The organism is Lachnobacterium bovis DSM 14045, assembly GCF_900107245.1.
Taxonomy (GTDB): Bacteria; Bacillota; Clostridia; order Lachnospirales; family Lachnospiraceae; genus Roseburia; species Roseburia bovis.
On record NZ_FNPG01000030.1, the window covers coordinates 1 to 13,093 of the forward strand.

The window sequence follows — 13,093 nt, forward strand, 5'->3', positions numbered from 1 at the left end:
CCTCCAAAAGGAGATAAGACCCCTGAGAGACTAACAGGTAAATAGGGCAGAGGTGGAAGTACAGTAATGTATGTAGCTGACTGTTACTAATAGGTCGAAGGCTTGACCAAAAAGGTTTTCAAAGAGAAAAGCTTGTATGAAGTTTTGAAGGTATAAACTTCAAAAAATAATCCTCGATAGCTCAATGGTAGAGCACTCGGCTGTTAACCGAGTTGTTGTAGGTTCGAGCCCTACTCGGGGAGTTAAGGCTCCGTGGTCAAGCGGTTAAGACATCGCCCTTTCACGGCGGTAACACGGGTTCGATTCCCGTCGGAGTCATTTTTAAATATTGTTTGGTGACTTAGCCAAGTGGTAAGGCGTGGGTCTGCAACACCCTGATCGCCGGTTCAAATCCGGCAGTCACCTTTTTCAACCAAGTCTGAATGACTTGGTTTTTTTGTGCTGTAAAGAAATGTTATGCACAGAATAAAAAAATATAAAAGAGTTATGAACAAATTCTAATAATTTATAGAGGATATGTTAATTATGAGTAGGAAAATAAATTGTACTGTTGAATAATAATAGAATTAGTATTTTACTGAAAAAATTATAATTTAAATTAAAGATTCATTGAAAATTACAATAAAAGACCATTTTAAAGATTTAGTAAAAAATTTAATAGATAATTTAATAAATAATAAAAAATTTGGTAAAAAAGTGATAGAAGATTATAAAAAAGTGTGAAATGTGCCGATAAATATAGAGGATTAATGTGTTTCTATAATTTGGTAGTGAATAGAATGAAAGAACCTTGTATTCTGGTTAGATTCGTTGAATTATGCACTCTTATGGGAAATTTGAAAAAAAATTAGAAAACTTCAAACTATTAGTAAAAATGTACAAATTGAAAGGGAATTTTTGTGAATGATTTTGGCGTATTTTGGTTGACAATGACGGAAAATGAATCTATAATTGTTATCATGATAAACAAAATTTTGTCATTTGAGTAGATGTTTATAGTAATATATAGATATTTTTTAATAAGACTATATTATTTATATATTAAAAATAACAATTTATGGAGCGTGATTTATGTTAGCTGAGGAAAGATTTGCTAAAATTATTTCCATTGTGGAGAGGGAAGGTAGTGTCACTATTGCAGAGTTGATGACTGAATTGAGTGCTTCTGAATCCACGATAAGAAGGGATTTAAATTCATTAGATGCGAGTGGGGCATTGACTAAGGTTCATGGTGGAGCAATAGCAAATAATGTTGTTGTAAACACAATGGATGAAAACTATGTTAATAGAAGTGGTTTAAATAAAGAGGAAAAATCTATTATAAGTAAATATGCAGCGAAATTAATCAAACCAAATGATTTTGTTTATATTGATGCAGGAACAACGACATCTTTGTTGATTGATTATATTACTGAGAAAAAGGTTGTTTTTGTGACTAATGCTATAGAACATGCAAGGAAACTTTCGCAAAGAGGGTATACAGTATATCTTCTTGGTGGAGAGATGAAAATTAGTACAGAGGCTATTGTAGGGGAAAGAGCAATAGAAAGTTTAAATATGTACAATTTTTCGGTTGGTTTCTTTGGGGCGAATGGGGTAAGTACAGTTAAAGGAATAACAACACCGGAATTAAAGGAGGCAATGGTAAAAAAATCTGCTATTTCTAAATGTAAAAAGAAAATTTTATTAGCGGATTCAAGTAAGTTTAATGAAGTATCTAGTGTGAAATTTGCTGATTTTAAAGATATGGATATAATTACAACAAATCTTAAACAAGTTTCACTTAGAAAATATAAAAATATAACGGAGGTTTTTTAAGATATGATTTATACAGTTACATTTAACCCATCGTTAGATTACATTGTTTCTGTTGAAAATTTTAAAGCAGGTGAGGTTAACAGAACAACAGATGAGATTATTTTTCCAGGTGGAAAAGGTATTAATGTTTCGATTGTACTAAAAAATTTAGGATTTGATAATACAGCATTAGGATTTATGGCTGGTTTTACAGGTGATGAAATTTCAAGATTACTTGAAGAAAAAGGAGTAAAAACAGATTTTATTCATGTTAAAAAGGGATTATCTCGTATTAATGTAAAAATGAGATCGAATGAGGAATCTGAAATTAACGGCAGAGGTCCTGAGATTATGCAAGAAGACATTGATAAATTATATAAACAGTTAGATAAATTACAAGAAGGCGATACTTTGGTTCTTGCAGGAAGTATACCAAGTGTTATGCCTGAATCAATGTATATGGATATTATGAGACACTTACAGGATAAAAAAATAGATATAGCCGTGGATGCGACTAGGGATTTATTGGTAAATGTTTTACCATATAAACCTTTTGTAATTAAACCTAATAATCATGAATTAGGTGAAATATTTAATGTAAAAATTGAGACAAAAGATGACGTAGTTAAATATGCGAAAAAGCTTCAGGAAAAGGGAGCAAGAAATGTTTTAGTATCTATGGCTGGAGACGGAGCTGTTTTAGTAACAGAAGATGGTCAGGAGTTTAGAGCTGAAGCACCTAAGGGAGATTTGAAGAACTCTGTTGGTGCAGGAGATTCTATGGTTGCTGGTTTTGTTGCAGGATATTTGACAAAGAAAGATTATTTTGAAGCATTTAAAATGGGCGTATGTACTGGTAGTGCAAGTGCTTTTTCAGAAGAATTAGCAACAAAAGCTGAGGTTGAAGCTTTATATGAAAAAAATAAAGATTTATTTTAAGGAGGTAGACGCGTGAGAATAAAAGATTTATTAGCGGTTGAGAGTATTAATCTCAGCGGTCAAGCTAGTGGCAAAAATGATGTCTTAAATCAAATGGTTGATTTAATGGCAAAAAGCGGAAAAATTAACGATGTAGACACTTACAGAAAAGGAGTGTTTGCAAGAGAAGATGAATCAACAACTGGAATTGGTGAAGGAATAGCAATTCCACATTGCAAGTCTTCAGCAGTAAATAAACCAGGACTTGCAGCTATGGTTTTACCAAATGGAGTTGATTTTGATGCATTAGATGGTGAGCCTGTAAATTTAATTTTCTTAATTGCAGCACCTAATACAAAAGACAATGTACATTTGGATGTTTTAAGTAAGTTATCAACACTTCTTATGGATTTAGATTTTACAAATAAATTGAAAAATGCTAAATCTGTTGACGAATTTTTAAATATTATTGACGAAGCAGAAAGTGATAAGGATGAGCAGGAAACTGCTAAATTAGCAGCACAGGAGGGTGCAAGTTTTTCAGTATTAGCTGTAACAGCGTGCCCAACTGGTATTGCTCATACTTACATGGCTGCTGAATCGCTAGAACAACATGCCAAAGATAGAAATATATCTATTAAAGTTGAAACTAGAGGATCAGGTGGAGCTAAAAATGTTTTAACAGACCAAGAGATAAAAGATGCTAAAGCGATTATTGTTGCGGCTGATACAAAAGTTCCAATGGAAAGATTTGATGGAAAACCTGTTATTCAAGTTAAGGTAGCAGATGGAATTAATAAAGCAGATGAATTATTAGATAAGGCATTAAATGGAGAAGCACCAATATTTAATGCTGCAGAATCTGTTTCTGAAAGTGATTCTTCATCAAGCTCTGAAGGAGCAGGAAGATCAGCATACAAACATTTGATGAGCGGTGTATCTCACATGTTACCATTTGTTATTGGTGGCGGTATTATGGTTGCACTTGCATTTTTAATTGATACAATTTGTGGATATGGCTCATCAGGTAGTGGTAACTTTGGTCAGATGGTTCCATTATCGGCATTCTTTAAGTATGTTGGTGGATTAGCAATGGGATTAATGGTACCTGTATTAGCAGGATATATTGCATATTCAATTGCTGATAGACCAGGTCTTGCAGTTGGTTTTGTTGGTGGTATGTTAGCGTCATCAGGAAATGCTTCATTAGCACAGTTTGTAAACGTTTGGCCAGAAAAATTAAATGGCTTTGAAAAATTTATAGCTGATTTTGGTTTTGCAGGAAAAGGCCAAACAGTATCAGGATTCCTTGGTGGTATAGCAGCAGGTTTTGTAGCTGGATTTATTATTCTATTATTAAAACAGCTCACAAAAAATTTACCAAGTTCATTAGATGGTTTAAAACCTACATTAATTTATCCAGTATTTGGTATTTTACTAATGGGTATTGTAATGTGCTTCTGTTTGAACCCATTAATTGGTGAGTTTAATACATTATTAAACGAAATGTTATCAAATTTATCAAAAGCAAATATGCTTCCAGTATTAGGATTAATTTTAGGAGCAATGATGGCTATCGATATGGGTGGCCCAATCAACAAAGCAGCATATGTATTCGGAACAACAATGCTATCACAAGCAGCTGATTTAGTAAAAGCTGGTGCTAGTCAAAACGATCCTAGAGTACAAGCTTGTTACGTTGCTATGGCAGCAGTTATGATTGGTGGTATGGTTCCTCCAGTAGGTATTGCATTATCATGTTTCTTATTCCCTAAAAAATATACAAAAGCAGAAAAAGAAACAAAAATTACAAACTTAGTAATGGGATTCTCATTTATTACAGAAGGAGCAATTCCTTTTGCAGCGGCAGATCCTTTACATGTTATTCCTTGTACATTAGTTGGTGCAGGTGTAGCTGGATGTTTGGCAGCTATCTTTAAGTGCACATTAATGGCTCCACACGGTGGAATTTTCGTCATTATGACGATAGGAAAACCTTTAGCATTCGTCATTTCGTGGTTAATTGGCTCTTGTGTTACAGCAATTTTACTAGGATTAATAAAAAAGGATGCAAAATAAAATAAAATGAGTTATAATAGGAGCGAAACACTTTTGTAATAATAGGAGGAAATTAATTCATGAAAGAGTTTAAGTACACAATTAAAGATGAAATGGGTATCCACGCTAGACCAGCAGGATTATTCGTTAAAGAAGCTGCAAAATTCCCATGTGCAGTAACAATCACAAAAGAAGGAAAAGAAGTTGACGCTAAGAGAATCTTCGGTGTAATGAGCCTTGGTGTTAAATGTGGTCAAGAAATCACATTAAAAACTGATGGAGATCAAGAAGAAGAAGCTTGCGCAGCATTAAGCAAATTCTTAGAAGAAAATCTTTAATTTTAAGTTTTAAGATTAAATTATAGAATTAATTTAGGATTATTGATGTATAATTAAAAAAAAGGAGTTATCCCAGTAGGTTTAAATTTTAATTTTTACTTACTGGGATAATGCTGTAAAAAGTAGACTTATTTTAATTTTTTGTTTTTTTTTATAAAAACAATCAGAAAAGAAAACGATATAATAAGTGTACATTGACTAAAATAGTTTAAGTATTAGATGATTAAAATTCGTAATAGAAGATATAATGAATAAGGAGATTTATATGGTTATCGAAGGAAAAAGTGTCTTTAGTGGCGTAGCCATTGGTAAGCTTTCTATTTTTAACAAAAAAGATAACACTGTAAAGAGAAATACTATACAGGATGTTGAAGCTGAAACAAAAAGATTTGAAGATGCAAGAGAAGTGGCTAAGACTCAACTTGCAGGAATTTATGAGAAAGCGGTTAAAGAAGTTGGTGAAGTAAACGCTCAGGTATTTGAAGTTCACCAAATGATGCTTGATGATTTAGATTATGTAGAATCTATCACAAACATGATTGAAAGCCAGAAAGTAAATGCAGAATTTGCTGTTGCAACAACAGGAGATAATTTCTCTGATATGTTTGCATCAATGGATGATGATTATATGAGAGGTAGAGCTGCCGATGTTAAAGATATTTCAAATCGTGTAATTTCTATTTTGCAAGGAAATTCAAGCGATGCAGATATGGCAGATGAACCAGTAATCTTATTAGCAGATGATTTAGCTCCAAGTGAGACTGTACAGTTAGATAAATCTAAAGTATTATCATTTGTTACAAGACATGGTTCAACAAATTCACATACAGCAATTTTAGCTAGAACAATGAACATTCCAGCTTTAATTGGTGTTGATTATCCAGAAGATGCTAACGGTAAAGTTGGTATTGTTGATGGTTTCGAAGGAAAAATCATTATTGATCCTGATGAAGAAACATTAAAGATTTACCAGGAAAAGAAAAAACAAGAAGACGACAAAAAACGTCTTTTACAGGAATTAAAAGGACAGGATAATGTTACTCTTGATGGTAAGAGAATCAACTTATATGCAAATATCGGTGGTGTAGGCGATGTTGCTTCTGTTCTTGCAAATGATGCAGGTGGAATTGGATTATTCAGAAGTGAGTTCTTATACTTAGAATCAGATACTTATCCAACAGAAGAAGCACAGTTTAGCGCTTATCGTAAAGTAGCTGAAAACATGGCTGGTAAGAAAGTAATTATCCGTACATTAGATATTGGTGCAGATAAACAGGTTGATTATTTTGAACTTGATAAAGAAGATAATCCAGCTTTAGGATACAGAGCTATTAGAATTTGTTTAACACGTCCTGAAATTTTCAAGACACAGTTAAGAGCTATTTTAAGAGCAAGTTACTATGGAAACATTTCAATCATGTTCCCAATGATTATTTCTGTATCAGAAGTTAAAAAGATTAAAGAAATCTTAGCTGAAGTTAAAGCTGAGTTAGATGCTGAAGGTATCCCATATAAGAAAGATATCGAAATTGGTGTAATGATTGAAACACCAGCAGCAGTTATGATTAGTGAAGAATTAGGAAAAGAAGTAGACTTCTTCTCAATCGGAACTAATGATTTAACACAGTATACACTTGCAATTGACCGTCAGAATCCAAAATTAGATGATTTCTATGATTCACATCATCCAGCACTTCTTAAGATGTTACAGATGATTGTTGACAATGGTCACAAAGGTGGAGCTTGGGTTGGTATTTGTGGTGAATTAGGTGCAGATACTACATTAACAGAAACTTTCCTTAAAATGGGATTTGATGAGTTATCAGTTAGCCCATCTATGATTTTACGAGTTAGAGACAAGATTCGTTCAATCGATACAACAAAATAGTATTAGTTAAAAATTCACTAGGAATTCTAACTATTAAATTAGATGGATAAGATATATGTTTGGTAAAATATTAAACAGTATCTTATCCATTTTTGTATATATAATTTAAATAGTGATAAAAGTTGTAAAAATTAGTATGTTATACTAAAATAAAGAGGAATGAAAAAATGATTTGAGGTAATAATATGAGAATAATTATAGCAAGACATGGAGATCCAAATTACGAAATTGATTCATTAACAACAACAGGGTGGAAAGAGGCAGAACTATTATCTGATAGAATGGTAAAGTATGATAATAAGTATAAAATAAAAGATATATATGTTTCACCATTAGGAAGGGCAAAAGATACTGCGTCTAAGACGCTAGAAAAACTTAACAGAGAAGCCATTGAGTGTGAATGGTTAAGGGAATTTGCACCGAGAATTCATAGACCAGATACGACACAGTTAAAAAACGCTTGGGATTGGCTACCGGGCGATTGGACTAAAGAGGCAGATTTTTACAGTGTTGATACATGGACAAATCCAAAGGCTATGAGTGAAAGCAATGTTCCAAATGAATATAAATGGGTTTGTGATGAATTAGATAAATTATTAGAAAAACATGGATATAAAAGAGAAAATAATTATTATAAAGTTGAAAAAGCTAATGAAGATACAATAGTCTTTTTTTGTCATTTTGGATTAGAATGTGTGTTGTTAAGTCATTTATTACATGTGTCACCTATGATTTTGTGGCATGGTTTTTGTGCACCAACTTCATCTGTGACGTTAATTTATACAGAGGAAAGAAGAAAAGGTGTGGCATCATTCAGAGTAAATTGTTTTGGGGATACATCTCATTTATATGTTGCAAATCAAGAACCTTCATTTTCAGCTAGATTTTGCGAGATGTATGCTAATGAAAATGAAAGACATGATTAAAATTTTTTGTGAGTGTTGTTATTTGTTTTAATATCAATACATATGAGTAATGTAATTAAAAAGGGGATTTTATAGTTTAGAGGAGAGTATTTAAATGAGTGCACAGGAAAACACAGAAAAAGTATTAAAAAAAATGCATATAGCAATTTCTAAAAGTCCTGAATATGAAGGAGATACTAATAAAATAGTTGTTGATAAAAATCAAATGATAGGGCTTTTAAAGAATCTTACAAGTTGCATTGGTGACTTGATGGAAGAATATGAAATGACAAAGGCAAGTAAAGATAGAGCTGAAAGAGAGTTTCGTAAGAAAAGTGAAGAAATTGTTATTGATGCAAATCATAAAGCTGAAGATATTTATGCAGCATCTGTATTGTATACAGATGAAGCTTTAAACAGTATACAAGATATAATGCAAAGAGCACAGGATTCAGTGAAGAGAGTTTATAATCAAATGGATGAAAAACTTGCTGAACAGAAAAGAATAGTAAAAAGCAATCAATCTGAATTAAAGTCACAATTAGAAGGGTTGGTTGATACAGACAAATATCTTAAATTAATCGAAGAACGTAATAGAGAGATAAAAAAAGCAAAAGCATTAAGAGCCTCTGGAATAAAATATAAGAGAAAAAAATATACTCCATCTTATAGTAAAGTACAGCCAGAAGTAAAAGTTAATCCTAAATATTTTGAAAAATTAGGACTTCCGGTAGAGGATGCGGAGAATATTGCACAAGAAGATTTCGGAACGGTGGTAGATATTCCTGAGTATGAACCATTTTCAGGAGAAATAGAATCATACGATTATAACGAAATAAATGAAGAATATCTACAGGAAGTCGCTAATAATTTTGATGTAGATAGTTTTATTGAAGAAGAAAGAAATATTTTACCACAAGAGACTGACATACAGGTTAATTTAAATTCTGCATATTTTCAGAAAAAAAAGGAACAGCAGAAAAAATCAGTTGAGAATAAAACAGTAGGTACTGATAGAAACTCTAAAGATGTTGAAAAATCTGAAAAAAGAGATTCTTCTCCTTCAAATAATATGAAGAAAAGAAGTAAAGCTATCATAGCAAAAGATAAGGAAAACAGAAACAAAAAAGTTTATGCTAATCAGTCACGTGAAAAACAAGAGCGTTTAAGGAGAGTCACTCAACCTATTGAACAGTTAGATTTTGATGAGGATGACGAAATACTAGATCAAAACAATAATGTTGATGAAGTTTTTCTAAAAAAACTAAAAGAAGAGGAAGAAAATGCATATCGTTCTTTAGCAAATGAGGTACAAAAACTAATGAAAGACAATTAAGGTCTTGCTTTTAGTTCGTACAATAGATATAATTTTAAAAAGAAATTTTTTGAGAGGAATAGAATTATGAAATTACATGAAAATGGAGCCTATTTAATTAATGGCAAAGAGATAGTTGTAGATTCTAATGATGCATTAGTAGAAATAAAAAGCAAATTTGGAAAAAATACAACTAAAGAAGAAGCTAAGGAAGGGACTATCGCTAATGGTATATTACAAAATCATAATGTATCTGGCGATAAGGAAAAATTACAGATTAAGTTTGATAAACTAACATCACATGATATCACTTATGTTGGAATTATACAGACTGCAAGAGCATCTGGTTTGGAGAAATTCCCAATTCCATATGTATTGACAAATTGTCATAATAGTTTATGTGCAGTAGGTGGTACAATCAACGAAGATGATCACATGTTTGGATTAACAGCTGCAAAAAAATACGGTGGAATTTATGTGCCACCACATCAGGCAGTTATTCATCAATTTGCAAGAGAAATGCTAGCGGGTGGAGGTCAGATGATATTAGGATCTGATTCACACACAAGATATGGTGCACTTGGAACTATGGCAATCGGCGAAGGTGGTCCAGAGTTAGTTAAACAACTTTTAAATAGAACATATGATATTAACAGACCTGAAGTAGTCGGAATTTATTTGACAGGAGAACCAATGAAAGGTGTTGGTCCTCAAGATGTTGCTTTAGCTTTAATCGGAGCAACTTTTGAAAAGGGATTTGTAAAAAATAGAGTTATGGAATTTGTAGGACCAGGTGTTAAGAATTTAACAGCAGATTTCAGAATTGGCATTGATGTAATGACAACAGAAACAACTTGCTTGTCTTCAATTTGGCAAACAGATGATACAATAAAAGAGTTTTTAGAAATTCATGGAAGAATTGGTGACTATAAAGAATTAACTCCAGGTGAAGTTACATATTATGATAAGTTTATTGAGTTAGATTTAAGTAAAATTAAACCAATGATAGCTATGCCATTCCATCCAAGTAACACATACACTATCGAAGAATTAAACAAAAACTTGCTTGATATTTTAGATGACTGTGAGAAGAGAGCAAAAGTAAGTTTTGATGGAAAAGTAGATTTGGATTTAAAGAGCAAAGTAAGAAACGGAAAATTATACGTAGATCAAGGAATTATAGCAGGTTGTGCAGGTGGTGGATTTGAAAATATTTGCGATGCAGCAGATATTTTAAAAGGTTCATCAATTGGTTCTGATGAATTTACACTTAGTGTTTATCCAGCATCAACACCAGTTTATATGGAATTAGTGAAAAATGGAGCAGTTGCTAATTTAATGGCTTCAGGAGCAATTGTTAAGACTGCATTCTGTGGTCCATGTTTTGGAGCAGGAGATACTCCAGCAAATAATGCCTTCTCTATTAGACATTCTACAAGAAACTTCCCTAACAGAGAAGGTTCAAAAGTTCAAGATGGACAGATTGCATCTGTTGCATTAATGGATGCTAGATCAATTGCAGCAACAGCGGCTAATGGTGGATATTTAACAGCAGCAACTGAAATTGATGTAAATTATACAAAACCTAAATATTTCTATGATAGTACAATTTACGAAAACAGAGTTTTTGATAGTAAGGGAAAAGCAGATTCAAGTGTAGAATTAAAATTCGGTCCAAACATTAAGGATTGGCCAAAGATGAGTGCACTTCCAGAAAACTTAGTTTTAAAAGTTGTATCAGAAATCCATGATCCTGTAACAACAACAGATGAACTTATTCCTTCAGGGGAGACATCTTCTTATAGATCAAACCCTCTTAAATTAGCTGAATTTGCACTTTCAAGAAAAGATCCTCAGTATGTTGAGAGAGCTAAAGAGATTCAAAAAGCGCAAAAAGCTGTTGAAGAAGACACTTGTCCAGTAGAAGTTGTAGAAGAATTAAAACCTGTTATGGATGTTATTCATAAAGAATTTGAAGGTGTTAAGAAAGAAAATCTTGGATTTGGTAGTACAATATTTGCAGTTAAACCAGGTGATGGTTCTGCTAGAGAACAGGCAGCATCTTGTCAGAAAGTTCTTGGAGGTTGGGCAAATATTGCAAATGAATATGCGACAAAGAGATATCGTAGTAATTTAATTAACTGGGGTATGATTCCATTTTTGATTAAAGAAGGAACTTTGCCATTTGAAAATTTAGATTATATTTTTATTCCAGATATTAAAAAGTCTATTTCAGAAGGAAAGACAGAATTTGATGCATATGTAATTAAGGATGGACAAAAAACTGCTTTCAAATTAGGAATGGATCCATTAACAGATAATGAAAAAGAAATCATTTTAAAAGGTTGCTTAATTAATTATTACAGAAGCCAGATGTAATTTTAATATAGGTTTATTGTTTACCAGATATTGTTTTTAAAAGGCATATTCAATATAATATCTAATGTATTTTCTTATCTAGCAATTGATGGTTAATATAAAAAGATAATTATAGAACAAAGGAGCTTAAAATTGCAAAACAAAAAAAATGAAAAAGAGTTAGATAGATATTGGAAAGTTGGAATAACATTATTTATAACCTTAGCAAGTGTTATAGTGTTTTTCTTTGTAATATATAGGTTTGATAGCTTTGCAGATATTTCTGCAAAGCTAATCAGAACAGGCCAACCTATCATTATTGGTGCGGCAATAGCATATATTTTGAATCCGATAATGAAATTTTGGGAAAAACAAATTCACAGAGTTGCACCAAAATTAATTAAAGATGAAAAAAAAGAAAAAGCAATTACAAGAGGAATAGCTGTAACGGCATCAATTTTAGTATTTATTATTTTGATTTTCTTGTTAATTGCATCTATTGTTCCAGCAACAATAGAAAGTGTAAGAAATGTTATAACAAGATTTCCGGCGGAATCGAAGCGTTTTTCTAATTGGGTTACAGAGTTAGTAAAGTCGGATAGTAGAGCTTCAGAAGTCGCTAAAACAACTATGGCTAAAGTTACTCAAGAATTTCAAAAATGGACAAAGGGTGACTTAGTTCCACAAGTTCAAAGATATTTAACTGAAATCACTAATGGCGTAGTTAGCATTATAACAGGTTTTTTTAATTGTTTTATTGGAATAATAGTTGCAATTTATTTGATGGGAATACAAGAACAATTAAAAGGACAATGTAAAAAAATTATTTATGCGTTATTTAAACCAAAAACTGCGAATGAAATAATTGAGGTTGTGCGTCATTCAAATTCAATTTTTGGCGGATTTATTACTGGAAAAATTATTGATTCAGCAATTATAGGTGTCATTTGTTACATTGGATGTTTAATTTTATCGATTCCAAATGCAATTTTGATTGCAGTTATTATTGGTGTGACTAATTTGATCCCGTTCTTTGGACAATTCATTGGTGCTGTACCGACTTTATTGATAACACTAATACAAAGTCCGATTCATGCATTATATTTAGTGATATTTATGGTTATTTTACAACAAATTGATGGAAATATCATAGGACCAAAAATAATTGGAAATTCAACAGGTTTATCCTCATTTTGGGTTATGTTTTCGATTTTAATTTTTGGAGGAATGTTTGGATTTATAGGCATGTTGTTAGGAGTGCCAATATTTGGTGTAATTTATTATTTAGTTACAAAAGGTGTAAACAATATTCTAAGAAAAAAAGAATTAGTCGTTGATACGACGGCATATATAGAGGCAGTTAAAGTAGATGAAGGAACAAATAGTCTTGTTTATCAAAAATTAAGCAGGGAAAAAGGTGATGGCAAACCATCTAAGAAAAAAATGAATAAGAATTTTTTTGGAAATAAAGTAAAAAAATCTGATTCAGAAAAAAAATAATTCTTTCGCAGATGAT

9 protein-coding genes, 3 tRNA genes and 1 rRNA gene are annotated in these 13,093 nt (G+C 31.9%); all 13 read left to right on the forward strand.

Annotated features, from left to right (window positions below; genetic code table 11):
* Positions 1-110: ribosomal RNA gene (locus BLV79_RS12910) — 23S ribosomal RNA — on the forward strand; the annotation flags it as partial.
* A gap of 60 nt (positions 111-170) precedes the next feature.
* Positions 171-242: transfer RNA gene (locus BLV79_RS10785), tRNA-Asn, on the forward strand.
* A 4-nt stretch (positions 243-246) separates the two neighbouring features.
* A tRNA-Glu gene (locus BLV79_RS10790) sits at positions 247-318 on the forward strand.
* 16 nt (positions 319-334) lie between these two features.
* Positions 335-405: transfer RNA gene (locus tag BLV79_RS10795), tRNA-Cys, on the forward strand.
* 666 nt (positions 406-1,071) lie between these two features.
* Positions 1,072-1,818 (forward strand): DeoR/GlpR family DNA-binding transcription regulator, encoded by a 747-nt coding sequence (locus BLV79_RS10800; protein WP_074718872.1) that lies wholly within the window; start codon positions 1,072-1,074, stop codon positions 1,816-1,818.
* 3 nt (positions 1,819-1,821) lie between these two features.
* Positions 1,822-2,736, forward strand: a complete 915-nt coding sequence (pfkB, locus tag BLV79_RS10805; RefSeq protein ID WP_074718874.1) for a 1-phosphofructokinase — start codon at positions 1,822-1,824, stop codon at positions 2,734-2,736.
* Positions 2,737-2,748: 12 nt separating this feature from the next.
* A complete protein-coding gene (locus BLV79_RS10810; protein WP_074718876.1) occupies positions 2,749-4,794 on the forward strand; it encodes a PTS fructose transporter subunit IIABC in 2,046 nt (681 codons plus the stop codon).
* A gap of 59 nt (positions 4,795-4,853) precedes the next feature.
* Entirely contained in the window at positions 4,854-5,111 is a 258-nt protein-coding gene (locus tag BLV79_RS10815) for an HPr family phosphocarrier protein (protein ID WP_074718878.1), read from the forward strand.
* A 265-nt stretch (positions 5,112-5,376) separates the two neighbouring features.
* Entirely contained in the window at positions 5,377-6,999 is a 1,623-nt protein-coding gene (gene ptsP, locus BLV79_RS10820) for a phosphoenolpyruvate--protein phosphotransferase (protein WP_074718880.1), read from the forward strand.
* 185 nt (positions 7,000-7,184) lie between these two features.
* Positions 7,185-7,925 carry a histidine phosphatase family protein gene (locus BLV79_RS10825; protein ID WP_074718882.1) on the forward strand — a complete coding sequence of 247 codons (741 nt, stop codon included), beginning with the start codon at positions 7,185-7,187 and terminating at the stop codon, positions 7,923-7,925.
* 94 nt (positions 7,926-8,019) lie between these two features.
* Positions 8,020-9,240 carry a hypothetical protein gene (locus tag BLV79_RS10830; RefSeq protein ID WP_074718884.1) on the forward strand — a complete coding sequence of 407 codons (1,221 nt, stop codon included), beginning with the start codon at positions 8,020-8,022 and terminating at the stop codon, positions 9,238-9,240.
* 66 nt (positions 9,241-9,306) lie between these two features.
* Positions 9,307-11,598 carry a hydratase gene (locus BLV79_RS10835; RefSeq protein WP_074718886.1) on the forward strand — a complete coding sequence of 764 codons (2,292 nt, stop codon included), beginning with the start codon at positions 9,307-9,309 and terminating at the stop codon, positions 11,596-11,598.
* A gap of 132 nt (positions 11,599-11,730) precedes the next feature.
* Positions 11,731-13,077 (forward strand): AI-2E family transporter, encoded by a 1,347-nt coding sequence (locus BLV79_RS10840; protein WP_083354558.1) that lies wholly within the window; start codon positions 11,731-11,733, stop codon positions 13,075-13,077.
* The last annotated feature ends 16 nt before the right edge of the window (positions 13,078-13,093 follow it).